The organism is Flavobacterium sp. FlaQc-48, from assembly GCF_044007335.1.
Lineage (GTDB): Bacteria > Bacteroidota > Bacteroidia > Flavobacteriales > Flavobacteriaceae > Flavobacterium.
This window is the reverse complement of the sequence record NZ_JBIPCR010000006.1, coordinates 157,262-183,278: the sequence shown is the minus strand read 5'-3', so window position 1 is coordinate 183,278 and position 26,017 is coordinate 157,262. Positions and strand designations below refer to the sequence as shown.

Genomic DNA, 26,017 nt, shown 5'->3' with positions numbered 1-26,017 from the left:
ATCTTAATGGTTTAATTAAATAATCCATGTTAATCATTTAATCTGTGGCATAACTTTTCTTTAATATAATTCGAAAACAGCTTCTACTTCAACAGGAATATTGTCCGGTAAAGAACCCATTCCCACGGCGCTTCTTACTCCAATTCCGTTTTCTTGTCCCCAAACTTCTGCGAATAATTCGCTGCAGCCGTTTATGACGTATGGATGTCTTAGGAAATCGCCATTACAATTCACCATTCCTAAAACTTTGATAACACGTTTTACTTTGTTCAGGCTTCCAAAATTGGTTACAATTGTAGAAAGCATTGTTAAGCCGACTTGTCTTGCTGCTAATTTTCCTTCTTCGATATCCAGGTCATCACCAATTCGGCCAATGATTAAGGATTTGTCGTCATTAACAGGCCCATGACCTGAAAGGTATAAATATTTACCATCAACTAAATAAGGTTTATAAATACCAAGAGGTTGTGGTGCCGGTGGTAATGATAAGCCTAATGTTTCAAATTTTTCTTGTGGTAATAAATTCATGATATTAATGTATTATAGAGTTTAAAATAAAAACGAAAATGATTCCTAAAACAGATACGAGAGATTCCATGACGGTCCATGATTTGAATGTATCTTTCAGGCTGATATTAAAATATTCTTTGAACATCCAGAAGCTTGGGTCGTTTACGTGCGAACACATTAAACTTCCGGCTCCTACGGATAAAACCAATAAGTTAGGGTCGAGTCCGGTGGTTTGTAGTAAAGGTAATAAAACGCTTGCAGTCATTAATCCGGCTGCTGTAGCAGAACCCACACAAACGCGTATGATTGCCGCCATCATCCAGGCCAATAAATAGGGATGAATGTTTATTTGTGTTAAAGTTGCTACTATAGTTTCGTTTACGCCGCTTACAATCATTACTTCTTTTAAACCTCCGGCTCCACCAACAATTAGAACAATCAAAGCCACATCTTTTATGGCAACGGCATAATCATCCATTACAGATATGATGCTTCTGTTCATTCTGATTCCTAAAGTATAGGTGCAAATCAATAAAGAAATCAGCATAATCATACTGGGTTCGCCAACTGTTTTGCAGATATTTACTACTGTTTCATTTTGTGAAATCATAGGTAATATGGAGGTCAGCGTTAATCCGAAAACCGGAAATAAAGCAGAAAATAAACTCAGTGAGAAACTAGGTTGTTTGCCTTCGTTTACGACTTCTTCAACATTCAGAATTTCGTGATCTGATTCGGTTTTGATGTTTTTTAATAAATTTGAAAACAACAAACCTGCAATAAAAATGGTCGGAATCGCAATAATGATTCCGTAGACTAAAACAAGTCCGATATCAGCATTTAAAATACTGCTTAAAGCCATTGGAGACGGATGTGGTGGCAAAAAACCGTGTGCTACTGAAAGCGATGCCAGCATCGGGATTCCCAGATATACTTTTGAGAGCTTAAATTGATGGGCTACTGAGAAGATTAAGGGTACTAACAAAACAAACCCAACACTATAAAATAGCGGTATCCCAACAATAAATCCGGTAATCATTAAACCGAGGCGAACGTATTTTTTGCCCGTCCATCCCATAACAGTTTTGGCAATGACATTGGCGGCGCCTGATGAAACGGTAAGTTTACCTATACAGGTCCCGAAAACGATAATCAAAGTAATAGATCCTAACATTTCGCCTAAACCTTTTTGAACAGTTTGAGACAAAGTAGCTATTGGCAGGCCTAGAAAAAGACCTGCTAATAAAGCTGTTATGATAAAGGCAATAAAAGGATTGATTTTAAGCCAGGCTATCTGAATGATTAAAAATGCAATGCATGCCGTAAGAATTAATATGCTCATTTATCTTTTTTAATTAAAAATTAAGAGTTAAAATTTGCCTTTAGGCACTTAATATTGGTAGCCATTAGGTTTGAAATTCGTTGGCGTGCCGTAGGTACGCAACAAAACAATAATTATTGCGTACCTACGGCACGCGCGATATTCTGATTCATGTTTATTTCTACCAATATTAAGTGCCTAAAGGCACATTTTGACTCTTGATTTATTATTTATCCCACCACATTCTTGTTGTGAAATTATCTTCGCCCTGGCGTTTGATCGCTTCAGCTAAGTTAGCAGAATTCACTGAATATTCGCTGGTAGAGTATTTCAAACGTCTTGGAATTGTGCCGTTTGTAACGTTTCCAGGGAAATTTACAGGAACCAAAACAGGATATCCGGTTCTTCTCCAGTTGGCATAAACTTCTTGCTCGTCTACAAATAATGCCACGTAAACCTGAGTATGAATCTGGTTCATTTTAGCTTCAAAAGATCCTGTTGCGTTGTAGGGATTAAGGGTTAAATAAGCAGTTGCATCTGTGATGGTATAAGCAGCACCATATATTCCCATGTTTAAGAATGAAGCTTTTACCCCTTTTTCATATAAATCTTTGTCGGTTTCATTGTTATACCATCCTCTTGCGGCAGCTTCGGCTAAATATAAATTTGTTTCAGCATTGCTTAAAAGAACAAGTGGAGCATCATATTTAAAAATAGTACTTTGGTTGGGCTCGGAATAGGTGCCTTGTTCAACAGCTGTTGGCGCTATTTTAGTTCCGTTAGGGAAGCCTTTCTGAACAGCAAGAGAGGTGTTTTGTGTTGTTCCCTGCCAAACACCTGAATAAACACTAATTCTTGGATCGGCAGTATTTTTTAATAAATCGATGAATGTTTTGGCTAATTTTCCGCCTTCAACATTTTTTTGTCCGTACGATCCAGCCGTGAAATCTTGTCTTCTGGCATCAAAACCAACCGGATTTCTGTTAAAGTCATTTGGTCCGTCAGTATATTTCATGATGGCATTATCGGTTCCGTTAAGGATGACACCGCCGGCAATGGCTTTGGTTACCCATGTTTTTGACAATGCAGCGTCTACTTTACTTAACCTCAATCCTAAACGAAGCATTAACGAGTAAGAGAATTTCTTCCATTTAGTAACATCTCCGTCATAAATAAAATCGGCTTTGCCAAAACTTGGTTTCGCAGGATCTAATGCCGTTGCAGCTTCATCTAATTCTTTGAGTAAATCTTTGTAGATGAATTCCTGAGTATCATATTTTGGGAGAAATACTTGAGAGCTAATTGCTTTTGCAGCATCTGAGTATGGAATATCGCCATACAAATCTGTGGCTCTATGATACAAATATGCTTTCCAGATGCGGGCAATATTTAGTCTGTTGCTATCATTTGGGTTTGCTTTCAAAGCATTAATTACAATTTCGGTTTCATTTAATGCTGTTGGATACAACTGATTGAAATAGGCTGAAAAGTACACTTCATTACTTAAATATTTATCTCCAACACCCGAAGCTTCTTTGTAAGTAGCATAATGTTGGATCATTCCGCCACACTCCAGAATATTGGTAAAAAAGTAATTATTATTTAAGCCGTCCAGCTGCGCTTTGCTGAAAATGTAATTCGGATTTGGTTTATCTACCACATTTGGGTTGGTATTGATTTCTTCAAAATCTTTGGTACAGGATGTGATACTTCCTAAAAGTATTCCTGCGATATATAATATGGTTATCTTTTTCATGTCTTTTAATTTAAAAATTAGCAATTAAGTGAGTTTAAAATTTGACATTTAAACTTAAACCGAAACTTCTGGTTTTGGGCACTCCAAATTGTTCTACACCCTGAGCATTTCCTGCACTAAATACAGATTCCGGATCTACGTTTGGTGTTTTCTTATAAAGAATGAATAAGTTTCTGGCTACAAATGAAACAGATGCTCCCTGAAGTTTTGATAATCCTTTTATTTTTTGAATTGGTAAGTCATAACCCAGAATTACTTGTCTTAGTTTTACAAAACTCGCATCGTAAACAAAGGTTGATGAAATGTTTCTTAAGCCATCATAGTAAGTTCTTAGGTTTTCAGGAGCAATAACCATATCAACAGGATTTCCGTTGGTGTCAACCCCTTTTATTGGTAAACCGTTTTCACGACCTTCAAGCGTTAATTTGGTTAATCCCATACGGGTTCCGTATAAGTCAGTTCCGGAATATAAACTTCCTCCAAATTTACCGTCGATCAAAAAGCTGAATGATATGTTTTTGTATTTGAATTCATTGCTGATTCCCGCTGCCCAGGGATGAATCCCCTGACCTAACTCTTCAAGCGGTCCCTGTGCTACAGTTGCAGAGCCACCGCTTACGTTATAAACGGTATTTCCATTAGCGTCTTTACGGGGTTTATAACCTTTTATAATGCTGTATGGACGACCAACATCACTGGTAATCGTAACATATCCGTTTACAGATGTTGCCATCGTGATAGAATTCAGCTGATCTGTAAGGGCTTCAACGGTGTTTTGGTTATACGATCCGTTAAAACTGGCATCCCAGGAGAAATTTTCTGAATTGATTATTTTTCCACTCAGTAAAACTTCAACTCCTTTGTTTCTCATTTTTCCAAGATTCAATAAAGCAGTGCTGGATCCGGAAGCATTAGAGATGGTCGTTTCAACAATATCATTCGTTGTCGCGCGGTTGTAGTAAGCAAAATCAAGATTTAAACGATTACGGAAAAATCCTAAGTCAGTACCAATTTCAAATGTTGTAGAAGTCAACGGACTTAAAGTTGCATTAGGAACTCTTGAACTTGTTGGTCCTTGCAATTGCTGACCATTATGCCCGCCCTGAATCATAGAATAAGACTGGTTTAATGCATACGGATCCGGTGTTGCGCCACCAACTTGTGCCCATGAACTTCTTAGTTTGGCAAATGAAACAAATTCAGGCATTGTAACAATATCCGAAAGGATTATACTGGTTCCTACAGAAGGATAAAATACAGTATTGTTTTCTTTTGAAAGTGTCGAAAACCAATCCTGGCGGCCTGTAATATTTAAGAATACGATGTTTTTATAATCGAAATCTGCAGCACCGTAAACTGAATTTGTTTTGGTTTTTCCGTAAGGATAACTATATGTCAATGTTGACAAATTGCTTAAAGCATAAAAGTCATCTAATACAAAGTTTGATCCTTCAACTCTGGTTTCATCTCTTAAATTGGTGCGTGAGTTCACTCCGATTAAAGCGTTTAGAGAGAAATTATCGTAAATGTTTTTCTTGGTATAATTAAGAATAGCTTCAGAATTCAGGTTAGAAATTTTCATTCTTGAACCTTGTGCATATCCAACAGGATTGTTTAAAGTTGTTTTTGGAATGTATCCGAAGAACTCATAATCGGTGAAATCCTGACCGATTCTACCCTGAAGGAATAACTCAGGAGTAAAGTTTAATTTTACATTCAGCATCCCGATAAAACGATTTTTGGTATCGTTGTTTTTGATTTTATTAACCACAAAATACGGGTTTGTTGCAACGGCAACAGGATTCCATGCTTCTTCAACTCCATTTGCGTCATAACCCGGAGCAAGATTTCTGATGTCGACTGTGTTTGCGATCATGTAAGTTCCCCAGTTTGGATTGGCCTCAGCATCAGAAACGGTAACTCTATTGTTGGATTTTTCTAAATTATATTGTGCTACAACATCAAATTTCAACCAGTTTGTTAAGTTCACATTACTGGCAATGTTGACACTTTTTCTATTAAAATCTGAATTGGGTACAACACCTTTATTGTCCATGTTTGAAAATGAAAGACGTCCGGTAGCCTTATCATTTCCTCCTGATAAAGCAATAGAATTGATAAAAGTTGTTCCTGTATTGTAGAAGTTTTTAATGTTGTTTTTTTGCGCTACATAGGGTCTTGCTACACCATCAAACTGTACAACATCTGTTCCGTCAATTTTAGCACCCCACGACCAGCGTCCGTCAGCAATGGCTTCGGCCTGATTGGTTGGTTTTTTTCCATTGGCTCCGGAACCGTATTCGTATTGCCAATCCGGTATAATCGATGGTGTTTCGAATGTAAACGAAGTATTATAATCTACTCCAATTCCTTGTTGCGCGGTACCTCTTTTGGTCTGAATCAAAATAACACCATTTGCAGCATTTGCACCGTACAACGCCGCAGCAGTTCCTCCTTTCAAAACGGTAATTGTTTTGATATCATCAGCATTGATCACAGATGTTCCGTCACCTCGGTCAACATTGATTCTGGTAGATCCTGGACCGTTCCCGATTCCTGGTAGGTTTAGTTGTGTATTATCAATAGGTAAATCGTTCACTACATACATCGGTTGGTTATTTCCGTTCAATGAACCATTACCTCTAATCACAACCCTGCTTGAGCCATTTGGTCCTGTTGCGGTACTGCTCACATTTACACCGGCAATTTTCCCTACTAATGCATTCGCGATATTGGTTTCTTTTGCTTTTGTAAATTCAGTTCCTTTGAGTTCAGTTACAGCGTACGCAATTGATTTACTGCTTTTTTTAACCCCTAGGGCGGTTACGACCACCTGGTCCAAAACATTTTCTGCAGGTTTTAATCTAATGGTTAAACCGGTAGTATTAATTAAAGCAAATGATAAGGTTTGGTAACCCATGTATGATACAATAACATGGCTTTCGTTTTCAGGAACATTAAGTTTAAATTTTCCGTTTTCATCTGATATTGTTGCTATTTTACTATTGCTTTCTGCATAAATAGTAGCTCCGGCAATTGGCATTCCATCATCCTGACCAAGTATCTGGCCCGAAATTTCTGTTTGATTGCTTTTTTGTTCAAAAAGGTGCTTTGTAATTGCAGCCTCTTTTGCGTTTGCTGAGAAGATTATCCCCCCAATAAACACTAATGAAATTAGTTTTGTTTTCATAATTCTGTGGTTTTCATGTTTTTTTTGGTTTTTATTGGCGATCAAATATAAAAATTTATTTTTCACATTTGCATATTTTTTGCACAAAGCGCATATTTTTTGCAATATTTTTTCGTGAAGTATTTTTAATACCCAAAAGATGTGTGATTTTACGAGGTGTTTTGAGAAAATTTTGCAGGAAATGCTTTTTTCCAGGAAAATTATTTTAATCTTAAAATTCGTATTTTTGATATATGAAAATCGCACTTATACAATCAGACCTTTATTGGGAAAACGCTTCTAAAAACAGAAAACGCTTTGAATCAAAGATCAATCAGATTGATTCGGGAGTAAATTTGGTGGTACTTCCGGAGATGTTTTCGACCGGATTTACCATGAATGCGCATGAAGTGGCTGAAACCATGGAAGGTGAAACTGTATTGTGGCTTCAATCTTTGGCAAAACAAAAAAACTTCGCTATTACGGGAAGTTTGATTATTGTTGAAAATGAGAGATATTACAACAGAATGCTGTTTGTGTTTCCGTCAGGCGAAATTCAGTATTATAACAAACGTCATTTGTTTTCACTTGCCGGAGAAGATAAATTCTATACAAGCGGAAATGAAAAGATTATCGTAGAATACCTGAACTGGAAGATTTGCTTACAGGTTTGTTACGACTTGAGATTTCCTGTTTTTGCAAGAAATGTCGAAAATTATGACTTGCTATTATATGTAGCCAATTGGCCCAAAGTACGTACCAATGCCTGGGATTCCTTGCTCAAGGCACGTGCAATCGAAAACCTGGCTTATGTCGTGGGAGTTAATCGGGTAGGATTAGATGCCAATCAGTATGAACACACCGGACATTCACAAGTAGTTGATTTTTTAGGGAACTATACTTTGGAACCACAAGAAACCGAAGCTGTTTTTGTAGTAGAATTAGATAAAAATGCCATGTTAGAAACCCGAAAAAAGCTGGATTTCTTAAGTGATAAAGATGTTTTCGAAATTACAATCTAGAAGGCCTTTCTTTTCTTTGCGTCTTCTTTTTTCTTCTTGTCAACTTGTTTTTTCTCGACTTCAGGATTAAACGGAATACTTAAATCGATTGTTTCGTCTACATCCCAATTTGTTCGGACATCAACTTCTTTTTGATAATAAAACACCTCTTCAGCATAGGTTTTGTTGAGGAAATTTCCTGCGTCGTACATTTTGTTTTTGTTATCATCGTATATTATTCGCACCGTAAAAGCTTCAGGTTGCACTAAGTCAAAGCTAATTTTCGTATCTCCCTCAGAATACGCACTTGCCAGTACAACATCACCCTTTTTATTTGTAATCTCAACGATTATCGGAAAGCGTTTTACATTTCGTAGATTCAATACGAGATTCCCGTAATCAGCATATTCTTTAGTCGTTAATTTATAAGCAAGTGTATCGTTTGACTTTTCATAAAAATCAGTCAAAGCACCTGGGAAAAAGGTAATCTTGTATTTGTCAACGGGTTCTTTTTTGAAATCTACATATAGTTTTTGTTCAAACTCATTGTATTCTGTTGTGAAATCTACAGCAACAGAATCTTTGTTGATTAATCTGATTTTTGATTTGTCAAATTTCACCAGTGGTGTTGCTGATTCTAGGGTAAAGCGATCCCTGAAATTGAGAACTCCGTTTTGTAGTGCTGTAATATTTAAAGTGTCTTTCTTTTGATCCTTAATTTTAAAATTGAATTTTTTGTTGTAATTGTCCTTGCTGATTTCCATGGATAGGGAGTCTACTTTCTCTATTTTTATTGGCTTGTACCAAACTTGCAGAGAATCTTTTTTTGGAAAAGCGGTCACGACAGTTTCTAATACCTCGTTGTTGTGCTTAAGGACGATTTTAGGTTTAGAAAGTTTAAAATTTTGTTTTCCTTCATAAGGAAGGTATATTCTGTTTCCTGATGCCTGAATTGGTTTGAATGCTTTTAACGGAAGGGTTTCCTTGAATAATTCTAATTCAAATACAGTATCATTTGGTACCGTAATGTAGTGTTTAAGGAATCCAATTTTATCATCTTTTGGATTGTATCTGTTGTTTCCGCCTTTATCTTTCAGGGCAACCAGCAAGTATTTTCCGGCCTTTAGATTTTCTAATTTAAAAGTTCTTAAACTGTCTAAAGTGTTCGTAATATATCGTGGGCTTTGTTTGTAAATTACAGAATCCTTATAAGTGTCATTTACCTCATAAAGCATTACAGATACAAAATTATCTACATTTTTTTCATAAGCATCTTTAATCTGCCCGCTAATAGAAAGTGAATCAATATAGGGTCCGGTCGAAAAAATATACTTGAACTGATTGATGGAATTACCTTCATTATTGTCGGCAATACTTTCTCCAAAGTTGAAGCTGTAAGTAGTATTAGGTTGTAATGTGTCCTTTATTTTTATGGTAATTACTTTAGTCGCATTGGTTGGTAAAATCAAAGGCTCATGTTTCATTGGTGGTGAAATAATAAGCTGTTTGTTAAGGTTTTTAAGTTTTACATATTCATCAAAACCTAAAATAATTTCGTCACCTTTAAAATTAGTGCTCATGTTTTTTGGAGAACTGTATTTTAAAACGGGCGCCAGAGTGTCTTTTAGCCCACCGGTAATACTGCCTCTCTTGGCACAGCTTAACATTAAAAATACAAGTAAAAATGAAATATATCTGAAGTTGTTTTTCAACATAACGGTTTCTGAATTTGATTGCACAAAATAACGATTATATTTGCTTTAATTGAAATTTTTTATCCATTTATTAGGATTTACAGCTTTTGTCTTATGCTATTTTTTTGAATTTGAAATCATCAACACGATATAATTTCTTACTTTTGATTTTAAATATAATATTTCCCCGTTTTGATAAGAAGATTTTTTATTGGTTTGCTGTTTTTTTTACTGATTTCCTGTAGTAAAAATGAAAAGCCAATTGTTGCTTTTTATTATTGGAAAACCATCTTAAAATGGTCCGAAGCTGAAAAAGAAGTTCTGAAAGACAATGAGGTCAGTAAACTTTATATTCGCTATTTTGATATCGGTTTGCATCCTCAGACAAAAGATCCAATTCCGGTGAGTCCTGTTCGCTTTCAGGAAAATATCAATAAATTTGATGTTGTTCCGGTAGTTTTTATTCAAAACAAAGTCATGTTGCTGCCTAATCTCGATGTTGATGATTTGGTTCAAAAAACAATTCGGTTAATAGAAGAAATTAATGCGAAGAATAAAATCACGTGCCAAGAAATTCAAATTGATTGCGACTGGACCTTAAAAAGCAAAGACAATTATCTAAAATTTATTGAGCGATTTAAAAAGCTTTCGCAGAAAAAGCTTTCGGCGACGATTCGCTTACACCAAGTAAAGTATTTTAAGAAAACGAAAATTCCCAATGTCGATTCCGGGGTTTTGATGTATTACAATATGGGAAGTGTTGCAAACGATTCTCTTAATTCAATTTATGATAGAAAAATCGCCAAAAAATACCTTAAAAGCTTAAAGAGATATCCGTTACATCTTGATGTGGCTTTGCCAATGTATTCGTGGGCAGTTCATATCAGGAATCAAAAAGTAATTGGTTTGCGGTCAAAACTCAGTGCAAACGAACTTAAAAAAGATGCTAATTTTGAGAAAATAAGTAATGGTTTCTTTAAAGTAAAGAGATCCAATTATAAAAGTGGTGTTTTTTATGAAGAAAATGATTTGCTTAAAACAGAAGCAATTTCTTCAGATAATTTAAAAGAAATGGCAGAGGATCTAAGCGAGGATTTAGCTCAGGCTCCAAAAGAAATTATATTTTACGATTTAGACGAATTCAATATTAAAAACTATGAAAAGAATATTTTTAAACAAGTTATTTCTTGTTTCTAGTGCTGTTTTACTTTCTGTTTACGGCGTTATTTATGCGTGTGGAGGCGGAGATGATTGGGACTTTTTTGGTTACAACTCTAATTTTACACCAGAAACTTTTACAGACAAATCCTATTCACCGCTTTTTTTATCAGGGGCTATTTTTTACGGAATTGGTTTTGATACCGAGCATAACTCACGCTTCAATGAAAATATAAAATCAGACTGGGCAAATTATCTGAAAGGAAAAGCAGATACAACGACTGTAAATTATTTTTTAATTGGTGATGAAACGCCCCGATATTCTTCTGATAAAAAAGTTGCCCAGAACAAAACTGACATTACACAGCTTCATGTTTTTTTAAAAAATAAAAAGGAAAATCAGACTTCGTTAAAATGGGGTAAAAAGATTAACCTGAAAGATGATAAAGTTAAAAGTTTTATTGAGTTTTTGTATTTGGCTCAAAAGATAGAAACCGTATCGATAAATAATGATTATTGGAGTTATGACCCGGTTGTGGCGAAAACTTTTGATGATTTAAAAATGATTCAATCCATAGAGAATGTTTATAATACAACTGCGGATTCGTTTTTGAAAAACAGATATTGGTTTCTTACTATGAAAGCTTATTTTTATAGCAGTAATAAGAAAAAAGCAATTGAATTTTTTAATAAAACCGAAGCTTCGGTAGCTAAAAATACTTTGTATTACCGCGCTCTTTCTTATGTTGCGGGAATAAACTATCAGCAAAAAAAATATTCAACTTCTAATTATTTATATGCTCAGGTTTTTGATAAATGCCCGGCTTTAAGAATTGTTACGGCTTATAGTTTTCATCCGCAAAATGAAGCCGATTGGAATAAATCATTGGCAATGGCTAAGACGAATAAGGAAAAAGCGGCACTTTGGGCGGTTCACGGATTTTATAAAGATGAAACTCAGGCAATCGGTAAAATTTATGAATTAGATCCGAAGAGTGAGCATTTGAATTACCTGCTAACCCGATTGGTGAACAAACAGGAGGAAGCAATAAACAATTCATTTGAAGTAAAAACAAATTCTGATGATTATAATTCACCTGTTGTCAACCAGACTATTGCGGAAAACAGAGAATCAAATAAAGTAAAAATCAATTCTAAGGCTTTTGATTTGGTAGCTAAAATTGCTTCGGCCGGAAATTCAGAAAAGCCATATTTATGGGATGTTTCATTAGGATATTTGCAAACGCTAAAAGGAGATTATGCTGCTGCAGATGCTAATTTTAATAAAGCTGAAAAAATAATGCCTAAAACGGAGTTGGCAGGATATCAGTTAAGATTGCTTCGTTTTGTAAATAACATGAGTAAAATTGATAAACTCACAGATAAAAACGAAAAAACAATTCTGGCCGATTTGAATTGGTTGTATCAGGAGCTTCCAAAAACATATAAAGGTCAGGAGTTTCGTTATCAAAATGCGGCGCAATGGAGCAAGAATTATTTAGCAGCTCTTTACAGGGCAAAGTCAAATCCTGTAATGGTAGAATTGTTTGGAGGAGATTCTCATTCTAATTCTTATTATTGGGGTGGCGGAAATGCTTTTTATGATAACGAAAAGAATCTGTTAGATATGAAAGCATTTTTGGCTAAGTCAAATAAAACCGAAATCGAAAACATTGGAGTTGAAATTTATTATCTGAAATTAGCAGATATTAATAATTTTCAGGCGGTTCAGGCAACGTACAAAAATAAAATTTCCGAAGCCATCGCTTTTATTCAGCAAACAGATTCTGTTCAATATGCTGCTTTTTTAGGAAATCCGTTTAACGGAAACATTAAAGATTGTCATGATTGCGATCATGTGGCGTATCAAAAAAAGAAATATTCTCAGCTTGATTTTCTAAATACCATTAAAGCAATGCAGGATAAACTGGCTCAGAAAGAAGATGTTTATACGAATAGCTTATTACTTGCAAATGCCTTCTATAATATTACGCATTTTGGTAACGGAAGAACTTTTTATGAGACAAGTATTGTAGGTTATGGTTCCAGTCCTTATTCGTTTAGGGATTCAATGAAAAAAATGATTACCAATTGTGATATCCCTAAAATGTATTATCAAAAAGCCCTTGAGGCTGCAACAAACAGAGAGCAAAAAGCAAAATGTATTTATATGCTGGCGAAATGTGAGCGAAATGAGTATTATAATAATAAGTACAACAACCTGAAAAATTGGTGGGAAGCTGATGATGATAAGATTAATTTTATTGCCTGGAGTAGTTTTAAAACTTTAAAAAAGGATTATTCAGATACCAAATATTATCAGGATGTCATTGCAGAGTGTGGTTATTTTAATACTTATGTTAATCAGTAAATATAAAGATGGTAAATAAAATAGAACATATCGGAATTGCAGTAAAAAATATAGACGATGCAAATGACTTATTCGAAAAGCTATTAGGGGTTCCGTCTTATAAAATGGAATCTGTAGAAAGTGAAGGGGTTTTGACTTCTTTTTTTCAAACAGGAACAAATAAGATAGAACTATTAGTGGCGACAAATCCGGAAAGTCCGATTGCAAAGTTTCTGGAAAAAAAAGGGGAAGGAATTCATCATATTGCTTTTGATGTAGAAGATATCCATGCAGAAATAAAACGTCTGAAAAAGGAAGGTTTCGTGCTTATTAATGAAGAACCGAAGAAAGGTGCCGATAATAAATGGGTCGTTTTTCTCCATCCTAAAAATACAAATGGTGTTTTGGTGGAGCTTTGTCAGGAAATTAGATAAAAAAATATCAATTTTTAATTTTAAATAAGAGCTTGAAAATCAATATCGTTTTTGAAACATTGGCTTTGAATTAAAATTAAATGCAAATCATGTCTTAAAATATTTGGAGTGAATGAAAAATAGTAGTAATATTGCATCCTCTAAACCGGTCCTATAGCTCAGCTGGTTAGAGCACCTGACTCATAATCAGGTGGTCCCTGGTTCGAGCCCAGGTGGGACCACATCTTTAGAATAGAAAGCCTTTACAGCAATGTAAGGGCTTTTTTTTATTGAAATATTTGTGGGATTGATTAGTTGTGAGGATATTAATGATTGATTTTCTTTGTTAAAGGACGCTTTATGGATCAGAATTTCTGGTTCTATTAAGAAAAAGTCCTGCTTTAGGGGTTCTGTGAATTTCCTGGGTAATATAATTTATAAAAAACGGTTTGGTAAAAAAAAACAAATTGTAGAATTATACGCAGGTAATTGAAGGCCGATTAAATGTTTTTCGGGTTTATTTCTTACGTTGAAATCCTGTTGTAGTTTTTATGAAGTTTTTTTGCTTTAAATCTTGCGTTTTTGCAAAAAACTTATAAATTTGCCAAAGAATTAAGTATAAGCCCCTGTTTTTGTGCGAATTATATTAGAGTAGAATAATTTAACGACCTACCTTGCTGTATAGCAGCATGTTAAAATTATGAAGATAATAAAGACTGTTTTTTTTACGATTTGTTTAACTGTACTTAATGTTGTAAGTGTTTTTGCACAGATTTTACCACCTCCTGATGATGGAGAAGATCCCGATATCGTACCAATTGATAATTATGTTGTGCTTTTGATAATTGCAGGCATGATTTTAGGAATGACAATTATATATAAAAATAAAATAAAAAAAGCTTCAATGTAAATTGAAGCTTTTTTTATTTTTAAAATGTGTTCGGCTTTATTTGTTTATGGAGTATAATCTTGAAATGTATTTTCCAACAACATCAAATTCCAGATTTATTTTTGTTCCAACTTTGAAGTTTTTGAAATTGGTGTTTTCAAAAGTATACGGAATGATCGAAACGCTAAATTCATTTGTCTTAGAATTTACAACGGTAAGGCTGACCCCGTTAACTGTTATGGAGCCTTTTTCGATCGTAATATTGCTGAGGTCTTTGTTGTATTCAAAAGTGTAATTCCAGCTGCCGTGGGCTTCTTCGATTTTGATACAGGTTCCTGTTTGGTCTACATGGCCCTGAACAATATGTCCGTCCAATCGGTCGCCAAGCTTCATTCCTCTTTCAAGATTTACAATATCGCCTTCTTTCCAATCCGATATATTTGTTTTTAAAATTGTTTCCTCGATGGCAGTTACGGTGTAAAATGAATCTTTTATGGCTACAACCGTAAGGCAGATGCCGTTGTGTGAAACGCTTTGGTCTATTTTTAATTCATTTGTAATTGAAGATTCTACTGTAATATGAAGATTGTTTTGATCTTTTCGTATTTCATGAATCCTTCCTAGGGTTTCTATAATTCCTGTGAACATTGTTGTTTTATTTTACTAAATTTGCACATCAAAATTAGTAATAAATAACCTGAGCTCATGAATAAAAAAGCAGAAAATATAATTGTTGGAATTTCAATTGGAGATTTAAACGGTATTGGAAGCGAAGTTATATTAAAAACATTCGAAGATTCTCGCATGTTAGAAATGTGTACGCCTGTTATTTTTGCCAATGCCAAGATATTATCTTTTGTTAAAAAAAGTTTTACGTCTACAGTTCAGTTTCATGGAGTGGATAAATTAGATCAGATCGTGCCGGGAAAAGTAAATGTCTTCAATCTTTGGAAAGAAGGAGTTGATATTAATTTAGGAACGAACGATGAGAAAATAGGAGAGTATGCCATAAAATCATTTGTTGCGGCGACGAAAGCTCTAAAGGACGATCAGATTGATGTTTTGGTCACTGCTCCAATTAATAAATACAATATCCAGTCAGAAGATTTTAAATTTCCGGGACACACAGATTATTTAGATCAACAATTAGAAGGAAATGCATTAATGATGATGGTGCAGGATAATTTGAGAGTGGGTTTGCTGACGGATCATGTTCCTTTAAACGAGGTTTCTTCACATTTGACAGAAGAGCTGATTATAAGAAAAATTGAAACTATCAGAAAATCTTTAATTCAGGATTTTAGTATTGTAAGGCCAAAAATTGCTGTTTTAGGGCTAAATCCGCATGCTGGAGATGGTGGCGTAATAGGAAAAGAAGATGATTTGGTTTTAAAACCAGCTTTAAAGAAAATATTTGATGCGGGAACGATGGTTTTTGGTCCATTTCCTGCAGATGGTTTTTTTGGAAGCGGTCAATATGAAAAATATGATGCTGTTGTGGCAACGTATCACGATCAGGGACTGATTCCTTTTAAAACATTATCTTTTGGGAAAGGGGTTAACTATACGGCAGGTTTAAATAAGATTAGAACTTCGCCGGATCACGGTACGGCTTATGATATTGCCGGAAAAGACATGGCAGATTTTAATTCATTTAGAGAAGCTGTTTATCTTGCGATTGATATTTTTAATGCGCGTAATCAGTACGAAGAGATTAGTCAAAAACCTCTTAAAATAAAAGAAAAACAGTTATAAACAAAAAAAGGTGAATAAGATTATTAGTTTTATAATAATTTTATATCTTTGCACCCCAATTCAGGTATCTGATTTTTAGATGGGAGTTGGTGAAATTGATGTTGAAATGAGCAAAACAAAAGAATTTTTAATTCCTTTCATAGGATTAAAGCTAGGAAAACACCATTTTGAGTATCAAATAAGTAACGCGTTCTTTGAGAACTTTGATTACGACGAATTTCAAAGTTCTGATATCAAAGTAGGTTTAGTGTTAGATAAGAAGAGCAACATGCTGGAATTGGAATTCAAGCACAAAGGAACTGTAAATGTACCTTGTGATCTGACGAGTGAAGATTTTGATTTGCCATTAAAAGGCAAAATGAAACTGATTGTTCGTTTTGGAGATGAATTCAATAATGATAATGAAGAGTTGTTAATCCTGCCGCACGGAGAGCATGAAATAGATGTTGCACAGTACATTTATGAAATGATTGCACTTTCGGTACCGCTAAAACGAGTTCACCCAGGAGTAAAAGACGGAAGTTTGCAAACTGAAGCCTTGAAAAAACTAAATGAACTAACAGTCAAAGAAGAAAAAGAAGAGAGTAAACAAGAAGAAGATATTGACCCGCGTTGGGACAAATTAAAAAAACTATTAACGGATAAATAATATAGTAAAATGGCACATCCTAAGAGAAAAATCTCGAAAACAAGAAGAGATAAGAGAAGAACACATTATAAAGCTACTGTAGCTCAAATCGCTACATGTCCTATTACTGGAGAAGCACATTTATACCACAGAGCTTACTGGCATGAAGGTAAAATGTATTACAGAGGGCAAGTTGTTATCGATAAATCTGAAGCGGTTGCTTAATACGTTTTTGTAAATTATACTAGAACTCTCACATAGTGAGAGTTTTTTTTGTTGGTTATAATTTTCATATTTTAGGAAATTATCTACAAATTAATTTCGTTTTTTTTTGTAATTTTCAAGTCTTTTAAAAATTTTTCAAATATGCTGTATTTGAAAAGAAATAATAAAATATAATGAATACAATCACAGCCGCAATTACCGCTGTTGGAGCCTATGTTCCTGATTTTGTACTTTCAAATAAAGTACTGGAAACATTGGTCGATACTAATGACGAATGGATCACTACTCGTACCGGAATTAAAGAAAGAAGAATTCTTAAAGATGCTGATAAAGGAACTTCGTTTCTTGCCATAAAAGCAGCACAGGATTTAATAGCAAAAGCTAATATTGATCCTTTAGAGATTGATATGGTAATAATGGCAACAGCTACAGCAGATATGCCGGTGGCCTCTACAGGAGTTTATGTTGCAACACAAATTGGGGCTACAAATGCATTTGCATACGATTTGCAGGCTGCATGTTCAAGTTTCTTATATGGTATGTCAACTGCTGCTGCTTATATTCAGTCAGGGCGATACAAAAAAGTATTATTAATTGGTGCCGATAAAATGTCATCAATTGTAGATTATACAGACAGATCAACTTGTATTATTTTTGGAGATGGAGCGGGAGCCGTTTTATTCGAACCAAATTATGAAGGCTTAGGCTTACAGGATGAATACTTACGAAGCGATGGTCAAGGACGCGATTATCTTAAAATTCCTGCCGGAGGTTCTCTAATACCCACTACAGAAGAGACCGTAAAAAACAGACAGCACAATATTATACAAGACGGAAAAACCGTTTTTAAATTTGCTGTTACCAATATGGCTGATGCAAGCGAGTTGATTGTAAAAAGAAACAATCTGACTAATGAAGATGTTGACTGGTTAGTACCACATCAGGCAAATAAACGTATCATTGATGCAACGGCAAGCAGAATGAACCTTGAAGATTCAAAAGTATTAATGAATATTGAAAAATTCGGAAATACAACTTCAGCAACATTGCCTTTAGTAATAAACGACTTTGAGCACCTGTTCAAAAAAGGAGATAATATTATTTTTGCCGCTTTTGGTGGTGGATTCACATGGGGATCTATTTACCTAAAATGGGCATACGATAAAAAATAAATCAAAACTAAAAACGAATCATTATGGATTTAAAAGAAATTCAAAACCTAATCAAATTTGTAGCAAATTCGGGAGTTGCAGAAGTAAAGTTAGAAATGGATGATGTAAAAATCACTATTAGAACAACTTTAGAAGGAAATGTAACTGAAACTACTTATGTACAACAATTGCCTGCGCAGGCTGCATTGCCACAAGCTGTTCCTCAACAAGCTCCAGCTGTTGTAAATGTAACCAGCGAAGCATCTGTTCCGGCAGAAGATTCTAAATTCATTACTATAAAGTCTCCAATTATTGGAACTTTTTATAGAAAACCATCTCCGGACAAACCAGTTTTTACTGAAGTTGGAAGCGTTATTTCTAAAGGTGATGTTCTTTGCGTGATTGAAGCAATGAAATTATTCAACGAAATTGAATCAGAAGTTTCAGGTAAAATTGTGAAAATTCTTGTTGATGATATGTCTCCTGTAGAATTTGACCAACCTTTATTTTTAGTTGATCCATCTTAATTTTAGATCGTTAGATTTTAGAATTTTAGACTTTTCAAAAGTACTTAAAATCTAATTATCCAATTATCTAATTATCTAATTATCTAATTTAAAAAAGATGTTTAAAAAAATATTAATTGCGAATAGAGGAGAAATTGCACTTCGTGTAATTCGTACATGTAAAGAAATGGGAATCAAAACTGTAGCAGTTTACTCTACAGCCGATGCAGAAAGTCTACATGTTAAGTTTGCTGACGAAGCGGTTTGTATTGGTCCTCCTCCAAGTAACTTATCGTATTTGAAAATGTCAAATATAATTGCTGCTGCCGAAATTACAAACGCAGACGCAATACATCCAGGGTATGGATTTCTTTCAGAGAATGCTAAATTCTCTAAAATTTGTCAGGAACACGGAATCAAATTTATTGGTGCTGCTCCTGAAATGATTGACAGAATGGGTGATAAAGCTTCTGCAAAAGCGACTATGAAAGCGGCAGGAGTTCCATGTGTACCAGGTTCAGACGGATTATTAGAATCTTTCGAACAAACACAAAAATTAGCTAAAGAATTTGGTTACCCTGTAATGCTTAAAGCAACTGCAGGTGGTGGTGGAAAAGGAATGCGTGCTGTTTGGAAAGAAGATGAATTATTGAAAGCATGGGAAAGTGCCCGTCAGGAAGCAGCTGCTGCATTTGGAAATGACGGAATGTACATGGAGAAACTTATTGAAGAACCACGTCATATCGAAATTCAGGTTGTAGGAGATTCATACGGAAAAGCATGTCACCTTTCTGAAAGAGATTGTTCTGTACAACGTCGTCACCAAAAACTAACCGAAGAAACGCCTTCACCTTTCATGACAGACGAATTGCGTACTAAAATGGGAGAAGCTGCTGTAAAAGCTGCCGAATTCATTAAATACGAAGGTGCGGGAACAGTAGAATTTCTTGTGGATAAACACAGAAACTTCTATTTCATGGAAATGAATACACGTATTCAGGTTGAACACCCAATTACCGAACAAGTAATTGATTACGATTTAATTCGTGAACAAATTATGGTGGCAGCCGGAATTCCAATTTCAGGAAAAAACTATTTACCGGAATTACACGCTATAGAATGTCGTATTAATGCTGAAGATCCTTATAATGATTTTCGTCCTTCACCAGGAAAAATTACTACGCTTCATATGCCGGGAGGTCACGGAGTTCGTTTAGATACTCACGTTTATTCTGGTTATACTATTCCGCCAAATTACGATTCAATGATTGCTAAGTTAATTACTACGGCACAATCTCGTGAAGAAGCGATTAGTAAAATGCGCAGAGCTTTAGATGAATTTGTTATCGAAGGCGTAAAAACTACAATTCCTTTCCATAGACAATTAATGGATGATCCAAGATATATTGCAGGAGATTATACAACTGCATTTATGGATACATTTAAAATGAAACCTATAGAAGAATAATATAAAGGCTGTCAATCGTGACAGCCTTTTTTTGTAGAACCCATATTTTGAACCCGACAAGTTTTAAAAAAACTTGTCGGGTTTTTTTATTCAAAAACACAGAGTAAACACTAAATGTGTATACTTTTTACACACTGGTCCGGTAAATTACACACTTTTTTACAATACTGAATTTTGGCACATTTCGTCTAAACTCTTTAAAAACAGGCTTTCACATGAGTTAGAGGCTTGTGTAATGATTGCGGCATAATAATTTCATTATCTAAAGCGTAAACAACTATTAAATAATTTAAAATATACACATTATGAAAAATTTATTTTTATCAGCCGCAATTGTTTTAGGAGGTTTAACATCATTCGCATCAACAACCCCAATTACAAATACTATCGTAAAAACGATTTCAATCGCAGACGACTATACAGAAATCAAATTGGAAGAATTACCAGCTCCTATTACAGAAGCTTTGAAAAAAGCATATCCGGATGCAGTAATTACAAAAGCGTATAAAAACGAAAAAGCAGAATATAAATTAGATGTTACAGTTGGAGAAAAAGTAGGTAATCTTTTTGCTAACGCAGATGGAACCTGGATTAAAAAATAATCCGATAGATTCCCTTGAAAATTCAAATTAGTAATACTAAAATAAAATTAACAATACTAAAATATACACATTATGAAAAATTTATTTTTATCAGCCGCAATCGTTTTGGGAGGTTTAACATCATTTGCATCAACTTCGCCAATTACAAATACAATCGTAAAAACAATTTCAATTCAGGACGAATACACTGAAATTAAGGTAGAAGAAGTTCCTGCAGCAGTAACAGATGCGCTTAAAAAAGCATATCCGGATGCAGTACTTTCTAAAGCATATAAAAACGCAAGTTCACAATATAAACTAGAAGTAACTGTGGGAGACAAAGTAGGATCTCTTTATGCAAATGCAGATGGAACCTGGATTAAAAAATAATTAAAACGAACCGTAAAAAACTATCACTATGAAAAAGTTAATCTTATCGGCAGCTATCCTGTTAGGAGGGTTGTCAATGCAAGCAGGGAATGTTGTCGTGACCAGTTCAATGGTACAATCTGTAAACATTCAGGACGAATATAAAGAAGTTGATGCAGTTCCGGCTGCCATCAAAACAGCGTTAGACAATGCTTATCCGGGCGTAAAACTGGAGAAAGCGTATGTAAACGAAAAGAAAGAGTATAAAATAGATATCATCGTAAGAGGAGAGAAATCAACTGTTTATACTGACGCTACAGGTAATATTCTTAAAAAATAATTATAAGTAACCCATAACAACTATTATTATGAAAAAATTAATCTTATCAGCAGCAATCATTTTAGGAGGTTTGTCTATTCAGGCAGCTAATCCTGTAGTAAAAAATTCAATGACACAGTCAGTGACAGTACAGGATGAATTTACTGAAGTAAGTGCAGATGCTGTTCCGGCAGCTGTAAAATCTACTATCGAAAAATCTTTTCCAAATACAAAGCTTGAAAAAGCGTATAAAAACGAAAAGAACGAATACAAACTTGAAATTTCTAATGGTGACAAAAAGTATACTGTTTTCACAGATGCTTCCGGAAACATCATTAAAAAATAATTAAAGAGATCGCAAAATGAAAAAATTAATCTTATCAGCAATAGTAGTTTTAGGAGGTTTGTCAATTCAGGCAAGTACTGCGACAACTCCACAACAAACTAAAATGGCTATTTCTGTTCAGGCAGAATACACAGAAGTTACTGCAGATGCTGTACCGGCTGCTGTAAAAACTGCCCTGCAAACCGCTTATCCTGGTGCAAAACTAGACAAGGCGTTTGTAAATGAAAAGAAAGAGTATAAACTTGAAATATCGGTTGGTGACCAAAAGGCTACTGTTTTTTCAGATGTCAATGGCAACTGGTTAAAGATATAAATTAGGTGAATTTAGATTTATGTTTTTGGTGAAAAAGAGATTGCGATAAGCAATCTCTTTTTTTTTTGCATAATTTTGTGAAAAGACAATTTTAATAGTCTTATTTTAGCAAAAAAGACCCATAAAACAAATGCCAAAGATATTACTGATAGAAGATGATATTTCGTTTTGCAAATTATTAGAGAAATTTCTAATAAAAAACGCCTACGATGTAACCATAGCTTTTTCTGCTGCCGAAGCCAGATTAGCGATCAAAAAAGAATCATTTGATTTGATTTTGACGGATCTTCGTTTGCCTGATTTCGATGGTATTGGATTAATGTCTGAATTTAAAACTGCCTATCCTGAAATTCCTGTTGTATTGATGACGGGGTATTCTGATGTGAATACTGCGGTTAAAGCCATAAAAAATGGTGCAGCCGATTATATTTCAAAACCCTTTAATCCGGATGAGGTTTTATTGGTTATTACAAACGCTTTAAAAGCCTTAGAAACAGAAATAGAAGAAGTTCCTGTAAAGGAGAAGAAAGCTGTAAAGAAGCAACCTGCTGCAGAAAACGAGTTTGTAAAAGGAATTTCTGTTGCTTCGAAGAAATTACTCGACCATATTCATTTGGTTAGCCCAACAGATATGTCGGTTTTAATTATTGGGGAAAGTGGTACGGGAAAAGAAATCATTGCCAAAAGTATCCATCAGCAAAGTTTAAGAAAAAATAATAATTTTATTGCAGTCGATTGCGGGGCTATTCCTAAGGAATTGGCGGCAAGTGAATTCTTCGGGCATTTAAAAGGATCTTTTACCGGAGCTATCAGCGATAAAATGGGCTACTTTGAAGCGGCTAATGGCGGAACGCTTTTTCTGGATGAAATAGGAAATCTTTCCTATGAAAATCAAATACAATTATTAAGGGCATTACAGGAGCGTAAAATCAAGCCTGTTGGGAGCAATAAAGAAATAAACGTTGATATACGCATTATTACAGCGACAAACGAAGATTTGCGTGAAGCAGTAAAAAATGGCGATTTCAGAGAAGATTTATACCATAGAATCAACGAATTTTCTATTCAGTCTCCATCTTTAAAAGACAGAGACGAAGATTTAATGGTTTTTGCCGATTATTTTCTGGAGAAAGCCAATCAGCAATTAAATAAAGAGATTATTGGATTTTCGCCGGAAGTGGTTACGATTTTTCAAAACTACAATTGGCCGGGAAATTTACGTGAACTTCAAAACTGTGTCAAACGTGCCACACTTTTAACGCAGGGTGATTTTATAAAAAGCGATGTACTTCCTGTTGAGTTTTTTCAGATCCAGAAACAACAAACCAGTAACGGAAATTTCTCATTGTCTGAAAATGAAAAAGAAGCCATCATTCATGCTTTGTCTAAGGCACAAAATAATAAATCCGAAGCGGCAAAGTTGCTTAAAATTACCAGAAAAACCCTTTATAATAAATTAAAGCAATACAATATAGATTAAGCTAATTCTTTATTTAAAGCGGTAAAAAGGATATCTGTTTTTGATTTTAAAACTTTAAAAAGATCTTTCAGGTCAGAAGCCTCAAGGTTTTTGTTTTCTAAAACCTTTAAAATTTCACTAATTTCACGTACTTGCAACTGTTTAAACATAGGGGCAATTCTGTGTGCAATCGAATTTGTCTCGATTGTATTTTTTTCGCCCACTGCATTTTCCAGAAGAATTAGATTTTCTTTACTGCTTTCTATAAAAGATTTTAGCACTTCTTTTAATGCTTCATTATCATTTCCCAAAAACTCTTTTAAAGTTTCGAGGGAATACAGTGCCGAATTTGTTTTTTCTTCCGCTTCATTAATCGCTCTGTTAGGCAACGTATCGTTTTCAAGAATAAGATGAATGGTTTCAAGCAGTATTTTTGGCGAATATGGTTTTTGTATTACGGTGGTAAAACCAGCTTCGGCATAAACGCTAGCATCAAGATCCGTTCTTCCGGTTAAAGCAATTACAGGCTGGTTTTTGTAAGTGGAGTATCCGGAACTTTTTAATTTTTTCAGGAACATAAAGCCGTCCATTTCCGGCATTTGTATATCCGTTATGATAAAGTCAAAACGGGTGTTCTGAATGGCTTCTAAAGCTTTTAAGGCGCTATTAAAAGATAAAACCTGATGCTGTTCCTGTCTTAAAACACCGCTCGTTAAATTCAAAAGATTAATATCGTCGTCTAAAACAATAAAAGTTTGTTTTTTTGTATTGCGAATGACAGTTTTTTTAACTTCATCAATTGTATTTTGGCTATGATCAAATTGTAAAGGAAGCTTAATTTCAAAAGTACTTCCTTTTCCAAAAGTGCTTTCAAGGTTTAAAGTTCCGCCCAGGATAGCAATTATTTTTTGGCAAATAGACAAACCCAAGCCTGTTCCGCCATATTTCTTTTCGATATTTTCATTCGCCTGCGCAAATTCTTCAAAAACTAATTTCTGGTTTCCTTTCTCAATTCCTATTCCCGAATCCTGGATCGTAACGGTGAAATTTTCATCATCTTCAGTATAGGCGCTTATTTTTATAAAACCTTCTTCTGTAAATTTATAGGCATTTCCTATTATATTGCTTAGGATTTGTTTCAATCGAAACGGATCACCCACAATTCTGGTATTCAGTTTTTCATCAACATTAATAATAAGTTCAATGTCTTTTTGCTGATACACGGTCTGGATGCTTTTTGCCACTTCATCGATAATTTCAGGCAATAGAAAAGGAACTTTTTCAATGGTAATTTTTCCGGCTTCAATTTTAGAAAAATCCAGTAAATCCTGAACCAATTGCGTGATATATTCTGATGAATTTTTGATGTTCTTGATGAAATACGATTGTTTTGTATTGACATCAGAATTCCCCAAAAGTTCTGAATAGCCCACAATGGTACTCAAGGGCGTTTTTAAATCATGACTTACCGTCGAGATTAATTGTTCACGGCTTTTAAGTAAGTTCTTGGTTTTGAAATTCGCAATTTCGAGTTGCTTTTTATACACCTGAGACTTCGAGTAATCACTTACAATCAAAATAGAGAAAAACAGCGTTAACACCAAACCAATAATAGCCGAAGCCGTAACAATTTCGTTGACTTTTTTAAGCGATTTTTCTTTTAGTGAATTGTTTTTTATCGAGTTGATGATAATTTCCCTTTCGATAATGCGAAGTACTTTTCTAAGTTGGTCCGAAATGGCGATTTCATTTTTAAGTAGTTTATTTTCTTCAAAATTCAGCGATTCTTTTTTCTTTTCGGCCTTTAGTTTTACATTGCTGAGCAGTTTTTTTGAATTTGCTAAAATCGAATCCGAAGCCTTTTTACTCAATGTATTGGTGCTGTCGTCCGGAATGTTCTGATTGAGATAATCTACATACTTTTGAAGTACATTTCGCTGATAACTCCCTAACTGATTTGGGTTTTTGTTGAAATCCTGTAGTTCCAGTTTTCGGAGTTTAAACTCCATTTTGGTAATTTCATCAATAGCTGTATTGACCGATACTTCGTCTTCGGCTTTATTCTTTATGGTTTTTAATTGTCGGATGTTTTTTGTTTTCTCAGACAATAAATAGGTAACGCTGTCCAGTAAAGTTTTTTGATATTGGGTTGTAACGATCTGTTTTAGAGTGTCAATTCTTGATTTAAGGGAATCCGTTTCAATAAGATAACTTTTAAAATCTTCCTCAGAATTGTTTTGGATTGTTTTACGTGCTAAACTTTCGGTTTTATATACATTCGAAAACAATTTGCTGACTCTTAGTATTTTGGTTTTTTCGAAAGCAATTTTACTTTCCAGTTTGTTGTAAACCTGATTCTCAGCATATAAAAACCATCCAACCGTAACCACCAAAGCCAGTAATGCAACATAACTGAATAAAACTTTGAGTGCGGTGTAACTTTTTTTACTCTCCATAGTATTGGTCCGGGGGTTGGGGAAGTTTTTAAATATTGGAATTCCCTGCAATTTATTTAAAAATTTGATCTCAGAAAAGCAAAAACAAACCAAATATTTACATAATTCAAAGGTTTGAAAAATAAAATAGCCGTAGATTATATAAAATCTACGGCTATTTTTAATTCTAAATTTATAGGA

At 34.5% G+C, this 26,017-nt stretch carries 24 protein-coding genes and 1 tRNA gene; 18 read left to right on the top strand and 7 right to left on the bottom strand.

Translation table 11 applies throughout. The features are described 5' to 3' along the window. Window positions 1-60 precede the first annotated feature (60 nt). From ACHRWY_RS12145 to ACHRWY_RS12130, 4 genes are all read right to left on the bottom strand, one after another. Complete coding sequence (locus ACHRWY_RS12145) at window positions 61-528, bottom strand: RidA family protein (RefSeq protein ID WP_395354880.1); 468 nt, start codon at window positions 526-528, stop codon at window positions 61-63. A 4-nt stretch (window positions 529-532) separates the two neighbouring features. Further along, the gene (locus tag ACHRWY_RS12140; protein ID WP_395354878.1) at window positions 533-1,852 is read right to left on the bottom strand and encodes a GntP family permease; all 1,320 of its coding nucleotides are present in this window, start codon (window positions 1,850-1,852) and stop codon (window positions 533-535) included. A 205-nt stretch (window positions 1,853-2,057) separates the two neighbouring features. Then, a complete protein-coding gene (locus tag ACHRWY_RS12135; RefSeq protein WP_395354876.1) occupies window positions 2,058-3,587 on the bottom strand; it encodes a SusD/RagB family nutrient-binding outer membrane lipoprotein in 1,530 nt (509 codons plus the stop codon). Between the two features lie 34 nt (window positions 3,588-3,621). Next, complete coding sequence (locus ACHRWY_RS12130; RefSeq protein WP_395354874.1) at window positions 3,622-6,777, bottom strand: SusC/RagA family TonB-linked outer membrane protein; 3,156 nt, start codon at window positions 6,775-6,777, stop codon at window positions 3,622-3,624. A gap of 233 nt (window positions 6,778-7,010) precedes the next feature. Between ACHRWY_RS12130 and ACHRWY_RS12125 the strand changes: the two genes are divergently transcribed. After that, entirely contained in the window at window positions 7,011-7,778 is a 768-nt protein-coding gene (locus tag ACHRWY_RS12125) for a nitrilase family protein (RefSeq protein WP_395354873.1), read from the top strand. Here the strand turns inward: ACHRWY_RS12125 and ACHRWY_RS12120 are convergent. Then, window positions 7,775-9,472: an Ig-like domain-containing protein gene (locus ACHRWY_RS12120; protein WP_395354871.1), complete on the bottom strand. Its 1,698-nt coding sequence runs from the start codon at window positions 9,470-9,472 to the stop codon at window positions 7,775-7,777. The genes ACHRWY_RS12125 and ACHRWY_RS12120 overlap by 4 nt on opposite strands. A 171-nt stretch (window positions 9,473-9,643) precedes the next feature. On the opposite strand from ACHRWY_RS12120, the gene ACHRWY_RS12115 reads away from it, so the two are divergent. The 5 genes from ACHRWY_RS12115 to ACHRWY_RS12095 all read left to right on the top strand — a co-directional run bounded on the left by ACHRWY_RS12115 (window position 9,644) and on the right by ACHRWY_RS12095 (window position 14,282). Then, on the top strand, window positions 9,644-10,648 hold the full coding sequence (locus tag ACHRWY_RS12115; RefSeq protein WP_395354870.1) for a hypothetical protein: 1,005 nt from the start codon (window positions 9,644-9,646) through the stop codon (window positions 10,646-10,648). Beyond that, window positions 10,608-12,980, top strand: coding sequence for a hypothetical protein (locus ACHRWY_RS12110; RefSeq protein ID WP_395354869.1), 2,373 nt, complete (start codon window positions 10,608-10,610; stop codon window positions 12,978-12,980). Before ACHRWY_RS12115 ends, ACHRWY_RS12110 begins: the two co-directional genes overlap by 41 nt. Before the next feature lie 8 nt (window positions 12,981-12,988). Further along, window positions 12,989-13,393 carry a methylmalonyl-CoA epimerase gene (gene mce / locus ACHRWY_RS12105; protein WP_395354867.1) on the top strand — a complete coding sequence of 135 codons (405 nt, stop codon included), beginning with the start codon at window positions 12,989-12,991 and terminating at the stop codon, window positions 13,391-13,393. Between the two features lie 147 nt (window positions 13,394-13,540). Further along, window positions 13,541-13,614, top strand: a tRNA-Ile gene (locus tag ACHRWY_RS12100). A 458-nt stretch (window positions 13,615-14,072) separates the two neighbouring features. Further along, on the top strand, window positions 14,073-14,282 hold the full coding sequence (locus tag ACHRWY_RS12095; RefSeq protein WP_395354866.1) for a hypothetical protein: 210 nt from the start codon (window positions 14,073-14,075) through the stop codon (window positions 14,280-14,282). Between the two features lie 36 nt (window positions 14,283-14,318). Here ACHRWY_RS12095 and ACHRWY_RS12090 read toward each other — a convergent pair whose 3' ends face one another. Then, window positions 14,319-14,909, bottom strand: coding sequence for a riboflavin synthase (locus ACHRWY_RS12090; protein ID WP_395354865.1), 591 nt, complete (start codon window positions 14,907-14,909; stop codon window positions 14,319-14,321). 57 nt (window positions 14,910-14,966) lie between these two features. Between ACHRWY_RS12090 and pdxA the strand changes: the two genes are divergently transcribed. The 12 genes from pdxA to ACHRWY_RS12030 all read left to right on the top strand — a co-directional run bounded on the left by pdxA (window position 14,967) and on the right by ACHRWY_RS12030 (window position 23,402). Next, window positions 14,967-16,016 carry a 4-hydroxythreonine-4-phosphate dehydrogenase PdxA gene (pdxA, locus tag ACHRWY_RS12085; RefSeq protein ID WP_395354863.1) on the top strand — a complete coding sequence of 350 codons (1,050 nt, stop codon included), beginning with the start codon at window positions 14,967-14,969 and terminating at the stop codon, window positions 16,014-16,016. Window positions 16,017-16,122: 106 nt separating this feature from the next. Further along, on the top strand, window positions 16,123-16,665 hold the full coding sequence (locus ACHRWY_RS12080) for a YceD family protein (RefSeq protein WP_395354862.1): 543 nt from the start codon (window positions 16,123-16,125) through the stop codon (window positions 16,663-16,665). Between the two features lie 9 nt (window positions 16,666-16,674). After that, window positions 16,675-16,869 (top strand): 50S ribosomal protein L32, encoded by a 195-nt coding sequence (gene rpmF, locus ACHRWY_RS12075; RefSeq protein ID WP_031455170.1) that lies wholly within the window; start codon window positions 16,675-16,677, stop codon window positions 16,867-16,869. A 173-nt stretch (window positions 16,870-17,042) separates the two neighbouring features. Continuing rightward, on the top strand, window positions 17,043-18,041 hold the full coding sequence (locus tag ACHRWY_RS12070; protein WP_395354860.1) for a beta-ketoacyl-ACP synthase III: 999 nt from the start codon (window positions 17,043-17,045) through the stop codon (window positions 18,039-18,041). 23 nt (window positions 18,042-18,064) lie between these two features. Further along, complete coding sequence (gene accB, locus ACHRWY_RS12065; protein WP_395354858.1) at window positions 18,065-18,547, top strand: acetyl-CoA carboxylase biotin carboxyl carrier protein; 483 nt, start codon at window positions 18,065-18,067, stop codon at window positions 18,545-18,547. 97 nt (window positions 18,548-18,644) lie between these two features. Next, entirely contained in the window at window positions 18,645-19,994 is a 1,350-nt protein-coding gene (gene accC / locus ACHRWY_RS12060) for an acetyl-CoA carboxylase biotin carboxylase subunit (RefSeq protein ID WP_395354857.1), read from the top strand. Window positions 19,995-20,299: 305 nt separating this feature from the next. Beyond that, window positions 20,300-20,596: a hypothetical protein gene (locus tag ACHRWY_RS12055; RefSeq protein ID WP_395354855.1), complete on the top strand. Its 297-nt coding sequence runs from the start codon at window positions 20,300-20,302 to the stop codon at window positions 20,594-20,596. A gap of 72 nt (window positions 20,597-20,668) precedes the next feature. After that, window positions 20,669-20,965, top strand: coding sequence for a hypothetical protein (locus ACHRWY_RS12050; protein WP_395354854.1), 297 nt, complete (start codon window positions 20,669-20,671; stop codon window positions 20,963-20,965). Between the two features lie 28 nt (window positions 20,966-20,993). After that, complete coding sequence (locus ACHRWY_RS12045) at window positions 20,994-21,284, top strand: hypothetical protein (RefSeq protein WP_395354853.1); 291 nt, start codon at window positions 20,994-20,996, stop codon at window positions 21,282-21,284. A gap of 28 nt (window positions 21,285-21,312) precedes the next feature. Next, window positions 21,313-21,609, top strand: coding sequence for a PepSY-like domain-containing protein (locus tag ACHRWY_RS12040; protein ID WP_395354851.1), 297 nt, complete (start codon window positions 21,313-21,315; stop codon window positions 21,607-21,609). A 16-nt stretch (window positions 21,610-21,625) separates the two neighbouring features. Next, window positions 21,626-21,922, top strand: a complete 297-nt coding sequence (locus ACHRWY_RS12035; protein WP_395354849.1) for a hypothetical protein — start codon at window positions 21,626-21,628, stop codon at window positions 21,920-21,922. A 130-nt stretch (window positions 21,923-22,052) separates the two neighbouring features. Further along, window positions 22,053-23,402, top strand: a complete 1,350-nt coding sequence (locus ACHRWY_RS12030; protein WP_395354848.1) for a sigma-54-dependent transcriptional regulator — start codon at window positions 22,053-22,055, stop codon at window positions 23,400-23,402. Here the strand turns inward: ACHRWY_RS12030 and ACHRWY_RS12025 are convergent. Continuing rightward, window positions 23,399-25,837, bottom strand: a complete 2,439-nt coding sequence (locus tag ACHRWY_RS12025; RefSeq protein WP_395354846.1) for a hybrid sensor histidine kinase/response regulator — start codon at window positions 25,835-25,837, stop codon at window positions 23,399-23,401. The genes ACHRWY_RS12030 and ACHRWY_RS12025 overlap by 4 nt on opposite strands. Window positions 25,838-26,017: the final 180 nt, after the last annotated feature.

Coding starts and splice junctions, on each gene's coding strand:
- ACHRWY_RS12045 (WP_395354853.1), top strand. CDS start 20,994: ATGAAAAAGTTAATCTTATCGGCAGCTATCCTGTTAGGAGGGTTGTCA.
- ACHRWY_RS12035 (WP_395354849.1), top strand. CDS start 21,626: ATGAAAAAATTAATCTTATCAGCAATAGTAGTTTTAGGAGGTTTGTCA.
- ACHRWY_RS12025 (WP_395354846.1), bottom strand. CDS start 25,837: ATGGAGAGTAAAAAAAGTTACACCGCACTCAAAGTTTTATTCAGTTAT.
- ACHRWY_RS12095 (WP_395354866.1), top strand. CDS start 14,073: ATGAAGATAATAAAGACTGTTTTTTTTACGATTTGTTTAACTGTACTT.
- ACHRWY_RS12050 (WP_395354854.1), top strand. CDS start 20,669: ATGAAAAATTTATTTTTATCAGCCGCAATCGTTTTGGGAGGTTTAACA.
- pdxA (WP_395354863.1), top strand. CDS start 14,967: ATGAATAAAAAAGCAGAAAATATAATTGTTGGAATTTCAATTGGAGAT.
- ACHRWY_RS12070 (WP_395354860.1), top strand. CDS start 17,043: ATGAATACAATCACAGCCGCAATTACCGCTGTTGGAGCCTATGTTCCT.
- ACHRWY_RS12110 (WP_395354869.1), top strand. CDS start 10,608: ATGAAAAGAATATTTTTAAACAAGTTATTTCTTGTTTCTAGTGCTGTT.
- ACHRWY_RS12135 (WP_395354876.1), bottom strand. CDS start 3,587: ATGAAAAAGATAACCATATTATATATCGCAGGAATACTTTTAGGAAGT.
- accB (WP_395354858.1), top strand. CDS start 18,065: ATGGATTTAAAAGAAATTCAAAACCTAATCAAATTTGTAGCAAATTCG.
- ACHRWY_RS12120 (WP_395354871.1), bottom strand. CDS start 9,472: ATGTTGAAAAACAACTTCAGATATATTTCATTTTTACTTGTATTTTTA.
- ACHRWY_RS12030 (WP_395354848.1), top strand. CDS start 22,053: ATGCCAAAGATATTACTGATAGAAGATGATATTTCGTTTTGCAAATTA.
- ACHRWY_RS12140 (WP_395354878.1), bottom strand. CDS start 1,852: ATGAGCATATTAATTCTTACGGCATGCATTGCATTTTTAATCATTCAG.
- accC (WP_395354857.1), top strand. CDS start 18,645: ATGTTTAAAAAAATATTAATTGCGAATAGAGGAGAAATTGCACTTCGT.
- ACHRWY_RS12130 (WP_395354874.1), bottom strand. CDS start 6,777: ATGAAAACAAAACTAATTTCATTAGTGTTTATTGGGGGGATAATCTTC.
- mce (WP_395354867.1), top strand. CDS start 12,989: ATGGTAAATAAAATAGAACATATCGGAATTGCAGTAAAAAATATAGAC.
- rpmF (WP_031455170.1), top strand. CDS start 16,675: ATGGCACATCCTAAGAGAAAAATCTCGAAAACAAGAAGAGATAAGAGA.
- ACHRWY_RS12055 (WP_395354855.1), top strand. CDS start 20,300: ATGAAAAATTTATTTTTATCAGCCGCAATTGTTTTAGGAGGTTTAACA.
- ACHRWY_RS12145 (WP_395354880.1), bottom strand. CDS start 528: ATGAATTTATTACCACAAGAAAAATTTGAAACATTAGGCTTATCATTA.
- ACHRWY_RS12125 (WP_395354873.1), top strand. CDS start 7,011: ATGAAAATCGCACTTATACAATCAGACCTTTATTGGGAAAACGCTTCT.
- ACHRWY_RS12080 (WP_395354862.1), top strand. CDS start 16,123: ATGAGCAAAACAAAAGAATTTTTAATTCCTTTCATAGGATTAAAGCTA.
- ACHRWY_RS12090 (WP_395354865.1), bottom strand. CDS start 14,909: ATGTTCACAGGAATTATAGAAACCCTAGGAAGGATTCATGAAATACGA.
- ACHRWY_RS12040 (WP_395354851.1), top strand. CDS start 21,313: ATGAAAAAATTAATCTTATCAGCAGCAATCATTTTAGGAGGTTTGTCT.